Consider the following 19,895-nt stretch of genomic DNA (forward strand, 5'->3'; position numbering starts at 1 on the left):
GGGGTGACCCGACAGGATCGGATCCGCTAGGACCGGTCCGCAAGAGATAATGGTTTATCATTAAACCGATTTGGCGCCGCGAGGGGCCGCATCAGAGGAGAAGGGGGAGAGATGACACAGATCCCAGACATAGACCCGATCGAGTCGCGGGAATGGCAGGACGCCATCGAGGACGTGATCGAACGCGACGGCGCCAACCGTGCGCATCACCTTCTGGACAAGGCCGTGCAGGCCGCCCGCGGCGCCGGCGCCAACCTGCCCTTCTCGGCCACCACCCCCTATCAGAACACCATCCCCGCGGACGACCAGGAGTATTTCCCCGGCGACCTGGAGATGGAGTGGCGCATCCGCACCATCAACCGCTGGAACGCCATGGCGACTGTCGTGCGCCGCAACAAGGAAAGCAGCGAATACGGCGGGCATATCGCGTCCTTCGCGTCCTCGGCGGTGATGTACGATATCGGGCTCAACCATTTCTGGCGCTCGAAATCGGCGATCCATGGCGGCGACCTTGTGTTTTTCCAGGGCCACGTGATCCCCGGAATATACGCGCGGTCCTTCATGGAAGGCCGCATCAGCGAGGAACGGCTTGAAAACTTCCGATCCGAGGTGGACGGCAAGGGCCTGTCCTCGTACCCGCATCCGTGGCTGATGCCGGATTACTGGCAGTTCCCGACCGTCTCGATGGGGCTTGGGCCGCTGATGGCGATCTACCAGGCGCGGTTCATGAAATACATGCACAACCGGGGCCATATCGACATGGCCGACCGCAAGGTGTGGTGCTTCCTGGGCGATGGCGAGATGGACGAGCCCGAAAGCCGCGGCGCGATCGACCTTGCGGCGCGCGAGGGGCTCGACAACCTGATCTTCGTCATCAACTGCAACCTGCAACGCCTCGACGGCCCGGTGCGCGGCAACGGCAAGATCGTGCAGGAGCTCGAGGGCGATTTCCGCGGTGCCGGCTGGGAAGTGATCAAGCTTCTCTGGGGCCGGGGCTGGGACGAATTGCTGGAGCGCGATACGTCCGGCCGGCTGCGCCAGCTGATGGACGAGACCGTCGATGGCGATTACCAGACCTTCAAATCCCGCGACGGCGCCTATATCCGCGAGCATTTCTTCGGCAAGTACCCCGAAACCGCCGCGCTGGTCGAGGACTGGACCGACGACCAGATCTGGGCGCTGCGCCGCGGCGGGCACGACCCGCAAAAGGTCTATACCGCCTTCAAGCGCGCGGTCGACACCAAGGACCAGCCCACCTGCCTGCTGATCAAGACCGTCAAGGGCTACGGCATGGGCACTGCCGGCGAGGGCCAGAACACCACCCACCAGCAAAAGAAGCTGGCCGAGGATCAGCTGCGCGCGTTCCGCGACCGCTTCAAGATCCCGGTCAGCGACGAGGATCTGCCGAAGGCGCCGTTCGTCACGCTCAACAACGCGCAGAAGGCGTATCTGGCGGATCGGCGCAAGGCGCTTGGCGGCGACTTCCCGAAACGCACGACCGACGCGCCGAAACTGACGATCCCGTCGCTCGACGCCTTCAAGCGGCAGTTGCAGAGTTCGGGCGAGCGCGAGATCTCGACCACGATGGCCTTCGTGCAGATCCTCACGACGCTGCTGCGCGACAAGAATATCGGCAAGCAGGTGGTGCCCATCGTCCCGGACGAGAGCCGCACCTTCGGGATGGAAGGACTGTTCCGGTCGGTGGGGATCTACAACCCGAAGGGTCAGAAATACACGCCTGAAGACCGCGAACAGATGTCCTATTACAAGGAGTCGGAGACCGGTCAGGTGCTGCAGGAAGGCATCAACGAGGCCGGCAGTATGGCCGACTGGATCGCCGCGGCGACGTCCTATTCCAATCACGGCGTGGCGATGATCCCGTTCTACATCTACTACTCGATGTTCGGCTTCCAACGCACCGGCGATCTCGCCTGGGCGGCCGGCGACAGCCGCGCGCGCGGCTTCCTGCTGGGCGGCACGGCGGGGCGCACCACGCTCAACGGCGAGGGTCTGCAGCACGAGGACGGGCACAGCCACATCCTCGCCTCGACGATCCCCAACTGCGTCAGCTACGACCCGACCTTCCAGTACGAGGTGGCGGTGATCGTCCAGCACGGGCTCAAGCGGATGTTCGAGGACGAGGAGGACGTCTATTTCTACCTCACCCTGATGAACGAGAATTACGTGCATCCCGAGATGCCGATGGGCGTGGAAGGGGACATCGTCCGCGGCCTCTACCGGCTACAAAAGACCTCGAGACCCGGCAAGAAGCACGTCAACCTGATGGGCTCGGGCACGATCCTGATGCAGGCGATCAAGGCGGCCGAGATGCTCAAGGAGGATTTCGGGGTCACCGCCGATATCTGGTCGGTGCCGTCGTTCAACGAGCTTGGCCGCGACTACGAGCATGTCGAGCGCTGGAACCGCATGAACCCGCTGGACGAGCCGCGCGAGCCCTTCGTGACCGCGCAGCTGAAAGGCGCAAAGGGGCCGTTCATCGCCGCCACGGATTACATGAAATCCTTCGCCGACCAGATCCGCGCCGGGGTGCCTGGGCGCTACACGGTGCTGGGCACGGACGGGTTCGGGCGGTCCGACAGCCGGGTGAACCTGCGCCGGTTCTTCGAGGTGGACGCCAACCACATCGCCGCGGCCGCGATGACCGATCTTTACCGCGAGGGGGCGGTTACCAAGACGGATCTGCAGAAGGCGCTGAAAACCTACGAAATCGACGGCGACAAGCCGAACCCGCGTCTGGTCTGACGCGCGCGCGAGAGGAGACAGTGACATGACGAAAGACGTGAAAGTACCCGATATCGGCGATTTCAGCGACGTGCCCGTGGTCAGCATCCTTGTCGGCGTTGGGGATACCATCGCCGAAGAAGACCCGCTGATCGAGCTTGAATCCGACAAGGCGACGATGGAGGTGCCCAGCCCCGCCGCCGGCAAGATCAAGGAGATCAAGCTGAGCGAGGGCGACAAGGTCTCGCAAGGCTCGCTGATCCTGCTGCTCGAGGACGAGGGTAGCAATGGCGGCGGTGCGGACGAAAAACCAAGCGAAGAGGCGCCCAAGGCCAAGTCCGAGGCCCCTGCCCCCGCGAGGGAACCGACCCCGACTGCGGCTCCCGCGCCCACGGCCGCGGTGACCGATGCCGGGTTTGGCAAGGCGCATGCCAGCCCGTCCGTGCGCGCCTTCGCGCGGCAACTCGGGATCGATCTGGCGCAGGTCAACGGGTCGGGCCGCAAGGGCCGCATCCTGCGCGAGGACGTGACGCGGCACCTCACGTCCACGGCCGCACCCGCCGCCGGCGCGCCCGCATCAGGCGGCATGGGCATTCCGCCGATCCCGGCGGTCGATTTCTCGAAATTCGGCCCCGTCGAGAATGTCGAGATGTCGCGCATCCAGAAGCTGTCGGGTCCGGCGCTGCACCGCTCATGGCTCAACATCCCGCATGTCACGCATGATGACGAGGCCGACATCACCGATCTGGATGCCTACCGCAAGGAGATGGACACGCAGGCCAAGGAGGAAGGCTATCGCGTCACGCTGCTGTCTTTTGTCATCAAGGCGAGCGTCTCTGCGCTCAAGACAAATTGGCAGTTCAATTCCTCGATCCATCCCGATGGCGACAAACTGGTGCGCAAGCATTTCTACAATATCGGGTTTGCGGCCGACACGCCCAACGGGCTGATGGTGCCGGTGATCAAGGATGCCGATCGCAAGGGGCTCGTGGAGATCTCGAAAGAGTTGATGAGCCTGTCGAAAGCCGCGCGCGACGGCGAGCTGAAATCGAAGGACATGCAGGGCGCCACCTTCACCATCTCGTCGCTGGGCGGGATTGGCGGGACGTCCTTCACGCCCATCGTGAACGCGCCCGAGGTGGCCATACTGGGGCTGACGCGCTCGAAAATGGCGCCGGTCTGGAACGGAACGGAATTTGCGCCGCGCCTGATGCAACCCCTCTCGCTCAGCTACGACCACCGCGCGGTGGACGGGGCGCTTGCCGCACGCTTCTGCGTGACGCTCAAGACGCTGCTGGGCGACATGCGCAAACTGATGTGGTAAGGAGACAACCCCCATGGACATCAAGGTTCCCGATATCGGCGATTTCTCGGATGTGCCGGTCGTCGCCATCCTGGTCAGCGTCGGCGACACCATCGCCGAGGAAGATCCCCTGATCGAACTTGAATCGGACAAGGCCACGATGGAGGTGCCGAGCCCCGCTGCAGGCAAGATCACCGAGATCAAAGTGGCCGAGGGCGACAAGGTCTCCGAAGGCACACTGATCATGGTAGTCGAGAGCGCAGGCGCGTCCGAGGACGCCCCCAAGTCAGAGGCCCCCGCCAAATCGGCCCCGGCCCCGCAGACCGCCACCGGCACCGCGACGGGCAAGGGTGACAAGCATGCCGATCTGGTCGTGCTCGGCTCGGGCCCCGGTGGCTATTCGGCGGCGTTCCGCGCCGCCGATCTGGGCAAGAAGGTGATCCTGATCGAGCGGTACCCGACGCTTGGCGGGGTCTGTCTGAACGTGGGCTGCATCCCCTCGAAGGCGCTGCTGCACGTCGCCAAGGTGATCACCGAGGCCGAGGAGATGTCGCATCACGGGGTCAGCTTCGGCAAGCCGAAGATCGACCTCGATGCGCTGCGCAAGTTCAAGAATGACACGATCGGCCAGCTGACCGGCGGGCTCGACGGGCTGTCGAAGGCGCGCAAGGTCGAGGTCGTTCAGGGCACCGGCGCCTTCACCGGGCCCAACATGCTGGAGGTGGCGCATGACGGGAAAAAGGTCAGCGTGTCGTTCGACAACTGCATCATCGCCGCCGGGTCAGAGGTCGTGAAGCTACCCTTCGTGCCGCATGACGACCCGCGGGTGATCGATTCCACCGGCGCGCTGGAACTCGACGACATCCCCAAGCGGATGCTGGTGCTGGGCGGCGGGATCATCGGGCTGGAAATGGCCTGTGTCTACGACGCGTTGGGGGCGAAGATCACCGTGGTCGAGCTGATGGACCAGTTGATGCCCGGCGCCGACAAGGACCTGGTGAAGCCGTTCCAGAAGCGCATCGAGGGGCGCTACGAATCCATCAGGCTGAAGACCAAGGTCACAAATGTCGAGGCGCTGAAGAAGGGCCTGAAGGTCACCTTCGAGGATGACAAGGGCGAGACAACGACCGACACGTTTGACAAGATCCTCGTTTGCGTCGGGCGCACGCCCAATGGCAAGCGGATCGCGGCCGAGGCCGCCGGCGTCGCGGTGGACGAGCGCGGCTTCATCGCCGTGGACGACCAGCAGCGCACCAATGTGGGCCATATCTTCGCCATTGGCGATATCGTCGGCCAGCCGATGCTGGCGCATAAATCGGTGCATGAGGGCAAGGTCGCCGCCGAGGTCGTGGCCGGTCAGAACCGCCATTTCGACGCTCGGCTGATCCCGTCGGTCGCCTATACCGATCCCGAGGTGGCGTGGTGCGGCCTGACCGAGACCGAGGCCAAGGCCAAGGGCATCAAGTACGAGAAGGGCGTGTTTCCCTGGGCGGCCTCGGGCCGGGCCCTGTCGAACGCGCGCAGCGAGGGGCTGACCAAGCTGCTGTTCGATCCCGAGGACGATCGCGTGATCGGCGGCGGAATCGTCGGCACCAACGCGGGCGACCTGATTTCCGAGGTGGCGCTGGCGATCGAGATGGGGGCAGATGCCGTCGATCTGGGTCAGACGATCCATCCGCACCCGACGCTGTCGGAAACGGTGAACTTCGCCGCCGAGATGTTCGAGGGAACGATCACCGACCTGATGCCGCCGAAGAAAAGGAAGGCGTGACGGGTCAGCCAAAATAAAAGGGGGCGGCGGGACGACCGGCGTCACCCGGGTACGTGCGGCCCGGCACCAAAGCCGGACCGTGCTTTATTCAGGCGTACCCGAAATTATTAAGAACTTGTGATGCGTTAACTATTTGTTCATATCTTTGACGTCGGCCCCCTGTCGGTCGACTTGCCATATTGGGGTCAATTGCAATGAAGAATGTTTCTTATGCTGCGGCGGCTCTTTCTGCCGCCATCATGTCTTGCGCGCCCGCCGGGGCATCGACGGTCACGCTTGTCGTCCCCGGCACGGCAAACCCTTATCTCGCGGGCCTTCCCGCGGGAACCACGGCAAGCTCGGGTGACAGCGCGCCGTCGAACTCGCCCGTCCTTGTCACCGGTCTCGAGGTTCTCGGGGGCGCGGCCTTTTCATTTTCGGCAACGGGCCGGGTTTCGCTGGGCGGAGCATTGGGACCGGACCCGGACGGATCGGCACCGATCAACCACACCGGCACGCCCGAGAACGGCTTTTCCGACGTGACCATGCCGCGCTTGTCGCTTCTCGGCGTATTTCTTGACGAGATGCTGCCGACCGCAACGTCAGCGCCCGCGTCGCTCGATTTCTCATCGGAGGCCAGCCAGAGCTATTCGTCGCTTTCCCCGCTTCTGAAGCAGATATTCTTCATCGGCGACGGCGTAACCGATGGTGGTATCGCGCAGACGGTTGTCGCGCCGAGCGGCGCCACGCGGCTTTACCTTGGCGCCATGGACGGCTTCGGCTGGTTCAACAATTCCGGCCAGTTCAACGTCGCGGTAAGCGGACCTGACATCTCGACGTCCCCGATCCCTCTACCTGCCGGCGCGCCGCTGCTGCTCGCAGGTCTTGCAGCACTGGGGGCGCTGCGCGGGCGCAAGCGGGGTCGTTTTACCGGATCGAACGGATGAGAGTGGAACAGCCCCCGGTGGAGCGTTCCGGCAATACCGTGCGTTTCCCCGAGGGATATTGAAACAACGGGGGCGGATGAAACCGCCCGCCCCCTTCGCTACAGCGGCGCGCGGCATATCAGGAAGGCACCCGATGCGATCAGCGCGAAGCCGAGCGCGTGATGCCAGGTGATCGGCTCTTTCAGCCAGAGCACGGAAAAGCCGGCGAAGACCAGCAGGGTGATGACCTCCCGCATGGTCTTCAGTTCCGCCGCCGAATAGACGCGATAGCCGAGGCGATTGGCCGGCACGGCGAAGATGTATTCGATGAGGGCGATCGCCCAGCTGATCAGCACCACCGCCTAGAGCGCCGCGTGCGGGAACCTGAGATTCCCGTAGCAAGCTACCGTCATGAAGACGTTCGACAGGCAAAGCAGCACCACTGGTGCCACCCACGGCCACCATACCGGCATGACGCCTCAGTCGCTTACGGTTTCCGTGCCGCGTACGCCCAGAAGCTGGTCCATGCTGACCGAGGGCTGGTCGCAGCCCGCCTCGCCGACGATCTTCGCCGGCACACCGGCGACGGTCTTCATCGGTGGCACGTCCTGCAGCACCACCGACCCGGCGGCGATGCGTGAGCATTGCCCGACCTTGATGTTGCCGAGAACCTTGGCCCCTGCCCCGATCAGCACGCCGTTGCCGATCTTGGGATGCCGGTCCTCTTCTTCCTTGCCGGTGCCGCCGAGTGTCACCGAATGCAGCATCGAGACGTTGTCGCCCACCACCGCCGTCTCGCCGATGACGATGGAATGCGCGTGATCGATCATGATGCCCTTGCCGATGCGGGCCGCGGGATGGATGTCGACGCCGAAAACCTCGGACACGCGCATCTGGAAGAACCGCGCCAGATCGTACCGGCCTTCGTTCCAAAGCCAATGCGCGATGCGGTAGGCCTGGATCGCCTGATACCCCTTGAAGAACAGCAGCGGCGTCAGGAACCGGTCGCAGGCCGGGTCGCGGTCGCAGACCGCCACGATATCGGCGCGCGCCGCCAGCCCGATGCTCTCATCGGCCGCGAGCGCCATGTCGCAGATCTCGCGCAGGATCTGTTCGGGCATCTCGTTCGAGATCAGCTTGAGCGAAATGCGGTAGGCAAGGGCCGATTCGAACGTACCATGGTGCAATACGCTGGAATGCACCAGACCACCCATCAGCGGCTCGTCGGCGATGGCTGCCTCGGCCTCGCGGGCGATGCGGCCCCAGACCGGATCGACCTCGGCCAGTTTCGATTTTGTATGCGCCACGGGCTCGCCCTCCTCTGGAATGTGTCGAGTGTAGCAGATAGTCGGGAGAGGTGAAATGCAAAGACGCGCGCGAGGCAAGACCCATGGACGAACAGCGCTTGACGGAATTCCGGCAGCGGATCGAGGCGCTTCTGGCAGAGTTGCAGGACGAGGATGCGCGCGGGAAGTCCGGGCAGGCGACGGTCGAGCTCGACCAGCAGGCCGTCGGCCGGCTGAGCCGCATGGACGCGCTGCAGAACCAGGCGATGGCCAATGCCGGCCATGCCCGCCGGCACGCGCAGCGCACCCGCCTGCGGGCCGCACTGGCGCGGATCGACGAGGGAGAGTTCGGCTATTGCGAGGATTGCGGCGACGAGATCGGCCGCGGAAGGCTGGAGCTTGACCCGGCGGCGACGCGTTGCATCTCCTGTGCCAATGGTTGACCGCCAAAGGACCCCCCGTGTGAAACGCCCCGCTGCCATCATCGTGAGCCACGGACAACCCTCCGACCCCGACCCTGCGCAGGCGGATCTGGAGGTGTTCGCGGCGCGCGTCGCCGCCCTTCTACCCGACTGGCATGTCGGGGCCGCGACGCTGGCGAAAGAGGGCGCGCTGAACCGCGCGCTTGGCGCGGCAGGGTCGCGACCGTCGATCTACCCGCTTTTCATGACCGAAGGGTGGTTTACCGGCGACAACCTGCGCAAACGCCTGCACGCAGCCCCGGATGCGCGGGTGCTGCGGCCGCTTGGCGTGTCGCCCGCCCTGCCCGATCTCGCGGCCGATCTCTTGCGCGAGGTGCTGGCCGCGCAGGGCTGGCAGGCAGCCGACACGCGGCTTTTCATCGCCGGGCACGGATCCGGGCGCAGCCCCAATTCGGCGCGCGACACCCGTGCCTTCGCCGACGCCCTTGCGCAGCGCATCGCGTTTGCAGAGCACCGCGTCGGTTTCGTCGAAGAGCCGCCCTATCTGGCGGATCAGGCCGCGGGCCTCGGGACGCAGGCGATCTGTCTGCCATTCTTCGCCGCACGGCTGGGCCACGTGATCGACGACATCCCCGAGGCGCTGGACGCGACCGGATTCAACGGCGTGCGGCTGGATCCTGTCGGCTGTGCGCCGCATGTGCCGCAACTGGTCGCGGACGCGCTGACCCAGGAGGCCACGCCCTCGGACTGACGCGCGGGCTGCCAAGGACCTACGCGGACATAGGTTTGCGATAACCGTTATCGCTAACACATTGACTGTCCCGCAAAAACGCCGGTTTTGCGTCTTTCGACAGGGGGCGCTTGCGTCTATACCCCCGACAAACGTGACAGCAGGAGCAGCCCCATGACCATCACAGTCGGGATCAACGGATTTGGCCGGATCGGTCGCGCCACCCTTGCGCATATCTCCGAGAGCTTGCGCAACGACATCAAGGTCGTGAAGGTCAACGCCACCGGCCCCCTCGAGACGGCGGCGCATCTGATGCGCTATGACAGCGTGCATGGACGCTTTCCGCACGCCGTGACCGTCGAGGGGAGCAGCATGGATCTGGGCCGCGGCCCGATCGAGATGTTTTCCACCTATGACATGACCGCGCTGGACTGGGACGGGGTCGACGTGGTGATGGAATGCACGGGCAAGTTCAACGACGGGCTGACCGCACGCACTCATCTGGATCGCGGTGCGGGCAAGGTGCTGCTGTCGGCGCCGGGCAAGAATGTCGACCGCATGGTGGTCTACGGCGTCAACGATCACACCCTGCAGCCGGGCGAGCGGATGATCTCGAACGGGTCCTGCACCACGAACTGCCTTGCGCCGCTGGCCAAGGCGCTGAACGACGCGATCGGGATCGAGTCGGGGCTGATGACCACGATCCACGCCTATACCGGCGACCAGCCGACGCATGATCGGCGGCACAACGACCTCTACCGTGCGCGGGCCGCGGCGATGTCGATGATCCCCACCTCGACCGGGGCGGCGCGCGCGCTTGGCGAGGTGCTGCCGGAACTGGCCGGGCGGCTCGACGGGACAGCGATGCGCGTGCCAACGCCCAATGTCTCGGCGGTCGACCTGACCTTCGTGGCGCAGAAGGATGTCACGAAAGCGGACGTGAACGAGGCGATGGCCGCCGCCGCCGCCGGGCCCATGAAGGGCATCCTCGGCTACGATCCCGAGCCCAAGGTCAGCGTCGATTTCAACCATACCGAGGAAAGCTCGATCTTCGCGCCGGACCAGACCAAGGTGATCGGCAAGCGCCTCGTTCGGGTGCTGGCATGGTACGACAACGAATGGGGGTTTTCGTGCCGCATGGCGGATGTCTCGGTGGCGATGGGGCGGCTCAACTGAGCCGTCGCGCGCCGGGTCTGTGACACAAGTTTCATGAAAGCATTACAGGACTGTCATCTGAATTAACCACTCCAACGGGCAGGGGCCGTGCGCCCTTTCGCTGCCAATGGAGATGAATTCGATGACACGCTATTCCACGACCACCGCGATGACGGTGTCCCTGACGGCGCTTTGCGCCTTCGCCGTGCCCGCAAGTGCCGACTGCGTCGAGGGCGGGAACGCGACCGACCCGACCCTGACCTGCAGCGGCACCGATATCGCCCCGATCTCTGACGCGCGTGACAACCTGTCGGTGATCTTCGATGCGAGTGCCGCGCTTGTCCGGCCCTCGGGCCTGCCGGTCGCGTTGAGCGGAGCCGATCAATCCCTCGCCAATAGCGGCCTGATCGAGAGCACGGATAGCGGCGAGAACGCGGTCGAGGGCAAAGGCCCCGCCCTGACCGTGACCAATTCCGGCACGATCCGCGGCGGGGATCGCGGCATCGTGCTCGAGGACGACGCTGACACCTTCACGCTGACCAACCTGTCGGGCGGCGAGATCTTCGCGCGCCGTCAGGCCGTGCGGCTGGACGACGATTTCGCACTGACCGACACGACCATCACCAATGACGGCCTGATCCAGAGCACCGACGGCCGCGCGATCCAGAGCCGCGGACCGGGCACCACGATCACCAACACCGGCATCCTGCGCGGCGGCGAGGAAGTGGTCGAGGCGCGCGAGGATTTCGAGCTTACGAACAGCGGCACCATCGCGCTGAACGGGTTGTCGTGGGACGCGGGCACGCAGACATGGAGCAACGACGGCGCCACGTCCGACGAGGACGGCGTGCAATTCGCAAGCGGGACACTCACGAACGACGGCGTAATCCTGGGCACCGATGACGGGATCGATCTGGATGAAGGCACCGTGACCAACCTTGCGACAGGCGTGATCGTCTCGACCGGCGCGGACGGCGATCCGAGCGATGGCGGCAGCGGCATCGACGTGGACGAGACCTTTGAGCCGACCGTGGGAGATGATCGTGCGTCCGGTCCGCTGACCATCGTCAACGACGGCTATGTCGAGGGTGTACGCGCCATCGGCACGGACCCCGCGAGCACCGCGCAGATCACCATCGCGAACAGCGGCACCCTGCGCGGCCGCTCTGGCACCGCCATCGAACTGGCGCCGGGACAGGGCGACAGCAGCCTGACACTCGGCGGCGAAAGCGAGATCTTCGGCGACGTGATCTTCGGTGGCGGTGATGATCTGCTGACGGTTGGGGACGTGTCCTCGGGCAAGCTGATCAACAGCGTCTTCGATGGCGGCGCGGGCGAGAACACCGTGACCTTCACCGAGCTTGCCCTAGGCGATGTCACCTCGGCCCGGTTCGGCGTGGATCAGATTTCGCTCGGCCTTGCCACGGATGACGGCGCGATTTCCGGCGATTTCCGGAATTTCGGCTTCTGGCAATTCGGCGATGACGGCGCGCTGACGACCGCGGCGTTCCGCGGCTCGCTGCCGCAGGCGGTGGTCGTGCCAGTGCCGGCAGGGCTGCCGCTGCTGCTGACGGCGCTTGGCGGGCTGGCCTGGCTGCGCCGCCGCGTCGCGCGCGGCTAAGCCGCGCGGCAGGCCATGCCCCGCGGGGTGGGTTGCAGGATTGACTGCACAGATGAAGATCAAAGCCCCGGCCTTGTCGCCGGGGCTTTGACATGTCCCGGTGCGATGCGGGGTAAACTCGAGTTATAGGCGCCCTATTTCCAACCTTCGTTCAATGGGCATGGCGGCCCGTGCGGCTCATGTGGGGGGCAGTCCCGCCGTCTTGGCGGGCCTGATCGCAACCTCGCAAGGAGATATATACGAATGACACGCATCACTCCCCTCGCCCTCGCCATCACGCTTTCGCTTGGCGGGATCGCACAAGCCTCGGATGACCAGACCGTCGAGAAGGCCAAGGCAGAAGAGATCAAGGCCACCCTTTCCGAACAGGGCTACGACGTCCGCAGGGTCAAGACCGAGGACGGCCTGTTCGAGGCCTATGCCCTGAAGGACGGGCAACGCTACGAGATCTACCTCGATGAGAGCCTCGAGGTCGTCAAGACCGAGCGCGACGCCTGAATTTCCCACGGCGCCGGAGCCTCGCGACCCGGCGCCCGTTCATCAAGGAGAGCCATTTCATGACGACACACAAGATATGGGATCCGTTCGTGCGCCTCTTTTACTGGTCGCTGGTGGGGTTGTTCGCCGCCAATGCGCTGATCGTCGATGACGATAGCTGGATCCATGAATGGGTGGGCTACGTGCTGGCCGCGCTCATCGTGTTGCGCATCGCCTGGGGTTTCATCGGCCCGCGATATGCGCGCTTTGCCTCTTTCCTGCCCGGCGCGCAGGCGGTCACCGAGCAGGTCGGCGACATCGCGACGCGCCGCCGCCGCACGCATCTGGGGCATTCGCCGCTGGGCGCGTTGATGATCTTGGCGCTGCTGATGGGCATCCTGGGCATCTGCGCGAGCGGCTACATGATGACGACCGACGCGTTCTGGGGCATCGAATGGGTCGAGGACGTCCACGAGACGCTGGTGACCGTCGCGGAGATCCTGATCCTCCTGCATGTCGCCGCCGTGATACTCGAAAGCCACCGCACCGGCATCAACCTGCCATGGGCCATGATCACCGGGACAAAGCGCACGCCGGATGATACACGACTTGTCGAATGATCACGAACAAGCACGACAAGATCCCCTGGCTGATCGCCCTGATCGCGGTGCAGAGCCTCTGCGCCGCGTTCTTCCTGTGGGACGTGGCCAACGACATGCGGCTTCAGGGCCTGCGGTCGCTGACCAACCTTCACCTCGCCATCGAGACCATCGCGGCGCTCGCACTGGTGTCGGGGATCGTGTTCGAGACGCGGTACCTCGCGCGGTTGCTGCGGCACACCGCGCATCTGGAGGACCAGGTGTCGATCGCGGCGGGGGCCATGCACGAGATCATCGGCGCGCATTTCGATCACTGGCGTCTGACCCCCGCCGAAAGCGACGTGGCGATGTTCGCGATCAAGGGCTGTTCTGTCGCCGAGACGGCGCGCCTGCGCGGATCCGCCGAGGGCACGGTCAAGGCGCAATTGAACGCCGTCTACCGCAAGGCCGGGGTGTCGGGGCGCGGGGCACTTCTGGGGTTGCTCGTCGACGACCTTCTGAACGGCGCGTTGAGGTCGGATGACCGCGCCGGACCGCACGGCGACGCGTGACAGGCTTGCGCGCGCGGGGGCTGTCGGGCATAGGGCGCGGGATCTTCAATGAGGGGTGCGCAGGCCATGACCAACCGGATCGCGATTATCCTCGCGGCTGTGATCCTTGCCCTGCTGGGTCTCGACACGCTTGCGAATGACGGCGCGGCGTCGGTCTTTCTGGGCCGCAAGACGGTCGCGCTGATCGAGTACATCGCCTTCTGGAGGTGATCGTTTCTGATCGCATGGGGCGCAATCGGACGTGATTTGACAGGTTTCGATATTCGTTTATGTTCGCGCCTCGATGTTAGCGATACCAGAACCGCAGGACTGACCCGGAACACGGCAAGAGGAGGACGCCATGACAACCAAACTGGCCATCAACGGCTTCGGGCGAATCGGGCGCAACGCGCTGCGCGCGCTGGTGGAGTCGGGGCGCCACGATCTCGAGATCGTGGCGATCAACGATCTCGGCCCGGTCGAAACCAACGCGCATCTACTGGAATTCGACAGCGTGCATGGCCGCTTTCCCGGTCCCGTCATCACCACCGAGGACAGCATCGATGTCGGGCGCGGGCCGATCCGGGTGACCGCGCTGCGCAACCCCGCGGACCTGCCTTGGGGCGATATCGACGTGGTGCTGGAATGCACCGGCATCTTCACCGACCGCGACAAGGCTGCCACGCATCTGAAGAACGGGGCAAAGCGCGTGCTCGTCTCGGCCCCGTCGAAAGGCGCGGATCGCACGGTCGTCTACGGGGTCAACCACGGCGATCTGACCGCGGGTGACGTCATCGTGTCGAACGGCTCCTGCACCACCAACTGCCTTGCCCCGGTGGTCAAGGTCCTGCACGAGGCGGTCGGTATCACCCGCGGCTTCATGACGACCGTGCACAGCTATACCGGCGACCAGCCGACGCTGGACACGATGCACAAGGATCTCTACCGCGCCCGCGCCGCGGGGCTGAACATCATCCCCACGACGACCGGCGCCGCACGGTCCGTGGGGCTGGTGATGCCCGAGCTTGAGGGCCGGCTCGACGGGACGGCGATCCGCGTGCCGACGCCGAATGTCAGCGTCGTCGATCTGACCTTCGAGGCGGCGCGCGACACCAGCATCGAGGAGATCAACGGCGCGGTCGAGGCCGCCGCCACCGGACCGCTGACCGGCATCCTCGACGTGGCACGGCGCGAGCTCGTCTCGTCGGATTTCAATCACAACGCCCACAGCTCGATCTTCGCGCTGGACCAGACGCGGGTGATGGACGCGCGCATGTGCCGGGTGCTCAGCTGGTACGACAACGAATGGGCGTTCTCCAACCGCATGCTGGACGTGGCGGCGGCGATGGGCAAGGCGGCCTGACGCGTCAGGCGAACTTGGCCAGCAGCGCCTGTTTCACGGTGGGCGAGACGAATTTCGTAACGTCCCCGCCCAGCCGGGCGATTTCCTTGACCAGTTTCGAGGCGATCGCCTGATGATTGGCGTCGGCCATCAGGAACACGGTCTCGACCGAGCTGTCGAGCGAACGGTTCATCCCGACCATCTGGAACTCGTATTCGAAATCGGCGACCGCGCGCAGCCCGCGCACGATCACTTGCGCACCCACGTCATGCGCGCAGCTGATCAGCAGGTTCTCGAAGGGATGGGCGACGATCTCGGTGCCGGTTTCGGCCGAGAGCTTGCGCGCTTCTTCCTCGATCATCGACACGCGCTCGTCCAGATCGAAAAGCGGCCCCTTGTCGCGGTTGATCGCCACTCCGATCACCAGCCGGTCCACCAGGATCGCCGCGCGACGAATGATGTCGACATGCCCCAGGGTGATCGGGTCGAAGGTGCCGGGATAAAGGCCGATGCGCATGGGGCTGCTCCGTTGTTCTACTCGGGCTGACGCAACGATATTATGCCCGGGAATGCAAGCCCCACCCGGCGGCCCCGTATGCCGGACCCCGGGAAGGCCGCGTCAATATCCCATGATCATGCCTTCGAGGGCGCTTTTTTCCATCGCCAGCTCGTCGAGGCGCGACTTCACCACGTCGCCAATGGTGACGATGCCCACAAGCTCGCCTTTGTCGACCACAGGCACGTGGCGGAAGCGCCCCTCTGTCATCCGGGTCAGCACCTGGTCGGAGGTGTCGTTCAGCGAACAGAAGACCGGGTTGCGGGTCATCATCTGGCTGACCGTCTCGTTCACGCACGTGACCCCGCGCACCGCGAGGCTGCGCACGATGTCGCGTTCCGACAGGATGCCGTCCACGCGCTTGCCGTCGCCCGACACGATCAGCCCGCCGATGCGCCGTTCGGCGAGGATCTGCGCCGCCTCGGACACCAGCGTGTCCGGGGTGACGGTGATTACCCCGTCATCGCCCTTGGCCTTCAGGATTTGCTGGACCAGCATTGCGGGACCTCCCTAGTGAATACCCTCGTGTGCAGCGTCAGCCAGTCCGGCATTTTTGTCAACTGTCCACCGCCCCTGCGCCCCCCGCGCATCCGTGGCATAATCGCCGCGGCGCTTTTGGCCCATTGCCCCTTTTCGCCCGCGGCAGGCCCGACTAAGCTGCGCGCAATCAAGGAGGAGGATCCAAAATGCAGGACTTGACCCACTATATCGACGGCGCGCATGTGCAGGGCACATCGGGACGATTTTCGGACGTGTTCAACCCGGCCACCGGCGAGGTGCAGGCGCGCTGCCCGCTGGCCAATGCCGACGAGATGGCGCGCGCCGTCTCGGTGGCGCAGGCCGCACAGCCCGCGTGGGGCGCCACCAATCCGCAGCGCCGCGCGCGGGTGATGATGGAGTTCGTGCGCCTGCTGAACCGTGACATGGACAAGCTGGCCGAAACGCTCAGCCGCGAGCACGGCAAGACCTTTCCCGACGCCAAGGGCGACGTGCAGCGCGGGCTGGAAGTGGTGGAATACTGCGTCGGTGCGCCGCAGATGCTGAAGGGCGAGTTTACCGACGGGGCCGGGCCGGGCATCGACATCTACTCGATGCGCCAGCCGCTCGGTGTGTCGGCCGGAATCACGCCGTTCAACTTCCCGGCGATGATTCCGATGTGGATGTTCGCCCCCGCCCTGGCGTGCGGCAACGCCTTCATCCTCAAGCCAAGCGAGCGCGACCCGTCGGTGCCCCTGATGCTGGCCGAGCTGATGGAAGAGGCCGGCTTGCCCAAGGGCCTCTTGCAGGTCGTCAACGGCGACAAGGAGGCGGTGGATGCGATCCTCTACAATGACGTGATCCAGTCGGTGGGCTTCGTCGGCTCGACCCCGATCGCCGAATACATCTACGGCACCGGCTGCGCGCAGGGCAAGCGCGTGCAGTGTTTCGGCGGTGCCAAGAACCACATGATCGTAATGCCCGATGCCGACATGGATCAGGCCGCGGACGCGCTGATCGGCGCGGGCTACGGTGCCGCGGGCGAGCGGTGCATGGCGGTGTCGGTGGCGGTCCCGGTGGGCGACGAGACCGCCGACCGGCTGATCGAGAAACTGGTGCCGCGCATCGAGAAGCTGAAGGTCGGGCCCTATACCGCCGGCGACGATGTCGATTACGGCCCCGTGGTGACCGCCGAGGCCAAGAAGAAGATCGAGGGCCTCGTGCAGTCCGGCATCGACCAGGGCGCGGAACTGGTCGTCGACGGGCGCGATTTCAAGCTGCAGGGCTACGAGGACGGCTTCTTCGTCGGCCCGCACCTGTTCGACCGGGTGACGCCCGAGATGGACATCTACCAGCAGGAGATCTTCGGCCCCGTCCTGTCGACCGTGCGCGCTGGCAGCTACGAGGAGGCGCTGAAGCTGGCGATGGATCACGAAATGGGCAACGGCACCGCGATCTTCACCCGCGACGGGGATGCGGCGCGCAATTTCGCGCATCGCGTCAACGTCGGGATGGTGGGCATCAACGTGCCGATCCCGGTGCCGCTGGCCTATCACACCTTCGGCGGCTGGAAGAAGTCGGTCTTCGGCGATCTCAACCAGCACGGGCCGGACGCGTTCAAGTTCTACACCCGCACCAAGACGGTGACCGCGCGCTGGCCGTCGGGGATCAAGGAAGGCGGCGAGTTCAACTTCAAGGCCATGGAGTGATTACGACGGAGAGGGGTGGCCCGATGGACCGCCCCTCCTGCGCCGAGGCAGCGCCGCCAGAGCGTCAAGCCGGGCCAGCCCGCGGCGGAAGGGTGGACTTCGTTGACGTCGGCGCTGTCGGACAGCGCGGATAGTCTATCCGCCTGCCCGACCCGGATGGATTGATTCGCCCTTGCCAAGATCGCGATACGGCGCTCTGCTGCCTCTGGCGGCGCAACGGGAGGCAAGCATGACCAAGGCACCCGACTTCACCATCGGCATCGAGGAGGAATACCTGCTCGTCGATCGCGACAGTCTCGCGCTGGCCAATGCCCCAGAGGCGCTGATGGCCGCCTGCCAGGAGGATCTGCAGGACCAGGTCAGCCCCGAATTCCTGACCTGCCAGATCGAGATCGGCACCCGCCCGTTCAACACCGTCGCCGAGGCGCGCGAGGACCTGAAACGCCTGCGCAGCACCGTGGCAAAGCACGCCGCCGCGCACAATCTTGCGCCGATCGCCGCCTCGTGCCATCCGTTTTCCGACTGGCGCAGCCAGACTCATACCGACAAGCAGCGCTACAACGACTTGCAGAACGATCTGGCGGGCGTGGTGCAGCGGATGCTGATCTGCGGGATGCATGTGCATGTCGGCATCGACCCGCCCGACCGGCGCATCGACCTGATGAACCAGCTGAGCTACTTCCTGCCGCATCTTCTGGCGCTTTCGTGTTCCTCGCCGTTCTGGCAGGGGAAGGATACCGGCCTCAGTTGCTACCGGCTCAGCGTGTTCGACAACCTGCCACGTACCGGACTGCCGCCGCGGATGGAAAGCTTCGGCGAGTTCGAACGCTCGGTGAAATCGCTGGTCGATCTCGGGGTGATCGAGGATTCCAGCAAGATCTGGTGGGACCTGCGCCCCTCGTCGCGCTTTCCGACACTCGAATCGCGGATCTGCGACGTCCAGCCCCGGCTGGAACACGCGCTGACGCTGGCGGCGCTGATGCAGGGGCTTGCGCGGATGCTGTGGCGGCTGGCGATCCGCAACCAGCGCTGGCGGATCTACGACACCTTCCTCGTGGGCGAAAATCGCTGGCGCGCGCAGCGCTACGGCACCACGGGCGGCCTCATCGATTTCGGCCGGGGCGAGATCGTGGACATGGAAACGCTGGTGGACGAGATCATCGACCTGATCGCGGAGGACGCGGATTTCTTCGGCTCCGTATCGGAGGTGGCGCGCGCCCGCGACATGCTGGCCACGGGGACCAGTTCAGAACGCCAGCGCGCTACCTTTGCCGCCGCGCGCGATACCGGCCAGACCGAGGCCGAGGCGTTGCAATCCGTTGTGCGCCACCTGATCGAGGAATTCCAAGCCGATCTCTAGCCGCGCAGCTCGTCGACGATCGCTTGCGCCGCAGCCTTCGGGGCGTCGGCAGCCCAGATCGGACGTCCGACGACGATGTGATCGGCGCCGTCGGCCACCGCCTTTGCCGGGGTCGCCACGCGTTTCTGGTCGCCGAGCGCCGCGCCCGCCGGCCGCACCCCCGGCGTGACGATCAGTCGGCCAGATGCTTCGGGCAGCGCACGGATCATCGCGGCCTCCTGCGGGCTGGCGATCACCCCGTCGGCGCCCGCGTCGAACGCGCGGCCCGCGCGCTGCGCCACCAGGTCGGGCAGATCGCCCGCCACCATCAGCCCGTCATCGAGATCATGGCGGTCGAGCGAGGTCAGGATCGTCACCGCGAGGATCTTCATCCCCGTGCCGGCGGCCCCCTGCCGTGCCGCGCGCACCACGTGCGGGTCGCCATGCACGGTCAGGAAATCGAGATCGAACTGCGCCAGCCCGCGCACCGCCGCCTCGACCGTGGCGCCGATATCGAAGAGCTTCATGTCGAGAAAGATCCGCTTGCCATGATCCTGCTTCAACTCGCCCGCCAGCGCGAGGCCGCCGCCGGTCAGCATGCCCAGCCCGATCTTGTAGAACGACACCGTGTCGCCAAGCGTCTCGGCCATCCGCAGCCCGTCCAGCGCATTGGGCACGTCGAGGGCAACGATCAGGCGGTCATCGGACATCGCGGCGGTCTCCTGCGGGGCAAGTTCCGGCTTCTTGTCACGGCGCGTGGCCGTCGCGTCAAGGCCTCATCGCCGGGCACGACGGGTCAGCCCACGGGGCAGGTTTTGTGGCTGCGCCATCTTGAACCACATCAGCGCCTTGCCCATTTATCAATCAAGGTTCCCGGCCAATGCATGCCTCGGCGAGGGTGCGCGCCCGGGGGAACGCTTGCAAAAAGGAG

At 65.2% G+C, this 19,895-nt stretch carries 19 protein-coding genes and 1 pseudogene; 15 read left to right on the top strand and 5 right to left on the bottom strand.

Features of this window, described 5'->3' with window-relative positions:
* Positions 1 to 111 precede the first annotated feature (111 nt).
* The 4 genes from aceE (at position 112) to V8324_RS06530 (ending at position 6,742) form a co-directional block, all read left to right on the top strand.
* On the top strand, positions 112 to 2,763 hold the full coding sequence (aceE, locus tag V8324_RS06515) for a pyruvate dehydrogenase (acetyl-transferring), homodimeric type (protein WP_336419120.1): 2,652 nt from the start codon (positions 112 to 114) through the stop codon (positions 2,761 to 2,763).
* A gap of 25 nt (positions 2,764 to 2,788) precedes the next feature.
* Positions 2,789 to 4,066: a dihydrolipoyllysine-residue acetyltransferase gene (gene aceF / locus V8324_RS06520; RefSeq protein WP_336419121.1), complete on the top strand. Its 1,278-nt coding sequence runs from the start codon at positions 2,789 to 2,791 to the stop codon at positions 4,064 to 4,066.
* 13 nt (positions 4,067 to 4,079) lie between these two features.
* Positions 4,080 to 5,816, top strand: a complete 1,737-nt coding sequence (gene lpdA, locus V8324_RS06525) for a dihydrolipoyl dehydrogenase (RefSeq protein ID WP_336419122.1) — start codon at positions 4,080 to 4,082, stop codon at positions 5,814 to 5,816.
* Positions 5,817 to 6,010: 194 nt separating this feature from the next.
* On the top strand, positions 6,011 to 6,742 hold the full coding sequence (locus tag V8324_RS06530) for a VPLPA-CTERM sorting domain-containing protein (protein ID WP_336419123.1): 732 nt from the start codon (positions 6,011 to 6,013) through the stop codon (positions 6,740 to 6,742).
* Positions 6,743 to 6,840: 98 nt separating this feature from the next.
* On the opposite strand, the pseudogene V8324_RS06535 reads toward V8324_RS06530, so the two are convergent.
* Together V8324_RS06535 and cysE are read right to left on the bottom strand one after the other, a co-directional pair.
* Positions 6,841 to 7,194 (bottom strand): annotated as a pseudogene (locus V8324_RS06535) (DMT family protein).
* 6 nt (positions 7,195 to 7,200) lie between these two features.
* Positions 7,201 to 8,028, bottom strand: coding sequence for a serine O-acetyltransferase (gene cysE, locus V8324_RS06540; protein ID WP_336419124.1), 828 nt, complete (start codon positions 8,026 to 8,028; stop codon positions 7,201 to 7,203).
* 83 nt (positions 8,029 to 8,111) lie between these two features.
* Between cysE and V8324_RS06545 the strand changes: the two genes are divergently transcribed.
* The 9 genes from V8324_RS06545 (at position 8,112) to gap (V8324_RS06585) (ending at position 14,904) form a co-directional block, all read left to right on the top strand.
* Positions 8,112 to 8,450 carry a TraR/DksA family transcriptional regulator gene (locus tag V8324_RS06545; RefSeq protein WP_336419125.1) on the top strand — a complete coding sequence of 113 codons (339 nt, stop codon included), beginning with the start codon at positions 8,112 to 8,114 and terminating at the stop codon, positions 8,448 to 8,450.
* Between the two features lie 19 nt (positions 8,451 to 8,469).
* A complete protein-coding gene (locus tag V8324_RS06550; RefSeq protein WP_336419126.1) occupies positions 8,470 to 9,180 on the top strand; it encodes a CbiX/SirB N-terminal domain-containing protein in 711 nt (236 codons plus the stop codon).
* Positions 9,181 to 9,333: 153 nt separating this feature from the next.
* Positions 9,334 to 10,335, top strand: a complete 1,002-nt coding sequence (gene gap / locus V8324_RS06555) for a type I glyceraldehyde-3-phosphate dehydrogenase (protein ID WP_336419127.1) — start codon at positions 9,334 to 9,336, stop codon at positions 10,333 to 10,335.
* A 121-nt stretch (positions 10,336 to 10,456) separates the two neighbouring features.
* Positions 10,457 to 11,935 (top strand): hypothetical protein, encoded by a 1,479-nt coding sequence (locus V8324_RS06560; RefSeq protein ID WP_336419128.1) that lies wholly within the window; start codon positions 10,457 to 10,459, stop codon positions 11,933 to 11,935.
* 243 nt (positions 11,936 to 12,178) lie between these two features.
* Positions 12,179 to 12,433 (top strand): PepSY domain-containing protein, encoded by a 255-nt coding sequence (locus V8324_RS06565; RefSeq protein ID WP_336419129.1) that lies wholly within the window; start codon positions 12,179 to 12,181, stop codon positions 12,431 to 12,433.
* Positions 12,434 to 12,492: 59 nt separating this feature from the next.
* Positions 12,493 to 13,032, top strand: coding sequence for a cytochrome b/b6 domain-containing protein (locus tag V8324_RS06570; protein WP_336419130.1), 540 nt, complete (start codon positions 12,493 to 12,495; stop codon positions 13,030 to 13,032).
* Complete coding sequence (locus V8324_RS06575; protein ID WP_336419131.1) at positions 13,029 to 13,562, top strand: helix-turn-helix transcriptional regulator; 534 nt, start codon at positions 13,029 to 13,031, stop codon at positions 13,560 to 13,562. The genes V8324_RS06570 and V8324_RS06575 overlap by 4 nt, the downstream gene beginning before the upstream one ends.
* A gap of 66 nt (positions 13,563 to 13,628) precedes the next feature.
* Positions 13,629 to 13,772, top strand: coding sequence for a hypothetical protein (locus tag V8324_RS06580; RefSeq protein WP_336419132.1), 144 nt, complete (start codon positions 13,629 to 13,631; stop codon positions 13,770 to 13,772).
* Positions 13,773 to 13,902: 130 nt separating this feature from the next.
* Entirely contained in the window at positions 13,903 to 14,904 is a 1,002-nt protein-coding gene (gene gap, locus V8324_RS06585; protein ID WP_336419133.1) for a type I glyceraldehyde-3-phosphate dehydrogenase, read from the top strand.
* A 4-nt stretch (positions 14,905 to 14,908) separates the two neighbouring features.
* Here the strand turns inward: gap (V8324_RS06585) and coaD are convergent, their stop codons facing one another.
* Together coaD and V8324_RS06595 are read right to left on the bottom strand one after the other, a co-directional pair.
* On the bottom strand, positions 14,909 to 15,400 hold the full coding sequence (coaD, locus tag V8324_RS06590) for a pantetheine-phosphate adenylyltransferase (protein WP_336419134.1): 492 nt from the start codon (positions 15,398 to 15,400) through the stop codon (positions 14,909 to 14,911).
* 102 nt (positions 15,401 to 15,502) lie between these two features.
* Positions 15,503 to 15,937, bottom strand: a complete 435-nt coding sequence (locus tag V8324_RS06595) for a CBS domain-containing protein (protein ID WP_336419135.1) — start codon at positions 15,935 to 15,937, stop codon at positions 15,503 to 15,505.
* Positions 15,938 to 16,125: 188 nt separating this feature from the next.
* Here V8324_RS06595 and V8324_RS06600 point away from each other — a divergent pair, with 188 nt between their 5' ends.
* Positions 16,126 to 17,625 (top strand): CoA-acylating methylmalonate-semialdehyde dehydrogenase, encoded by a 1,500-nt coding sequence (locus tag V8324_RS06600; protein ID WP_336419136.1) that lies wholly within the window; start codon positions 16,126 to 16,128, stop codon positions 17,623 to 17,625.
* Between the two features lie 229 nt (positions 17,626 to 17,854).
* Positions 17,855 to 18,985: a carboxylate-amine ligase gene (locus V8324_RS06605; RefSeq protein WP_336419137.1), complete on the top strand. Its 1,131-nt coding sequence runs from the start codon at positions 17,855 to 17,857 to the stop codon at positions 18,983 to 18,985.
* Here V8324_RS06605 and pyrF read toward each other — a convergent pair.
* Positions 18,982 to 19,674 (bottom strand): orotidine-5'-phosphate decarboxylase, encoded by a 693-nt coding sequence (pyrF, locus tag V8324_RS06610; RefSeq protein WP_336419138.1) that lies wholly within the window; start codon positions 19,672 to 19,674, stop codon positions 18,982 to 18,984. The genes V8324_RS06605 and pyrF overlap by 4 nt on opposite strands.
* Positions 19,675 to 19,895 lie beyond the last annotated feature (221 nt).

Origin of the sequence: Roseovarius sp. D22-M7 (assembly GCF_037083785.1) — a bacterium.
Lineage (GTDB): Bacteria > Pseudomonadota > Alphaproteobacteria > Rhodobacterales > Rhodobacteraceae > Roseovarius.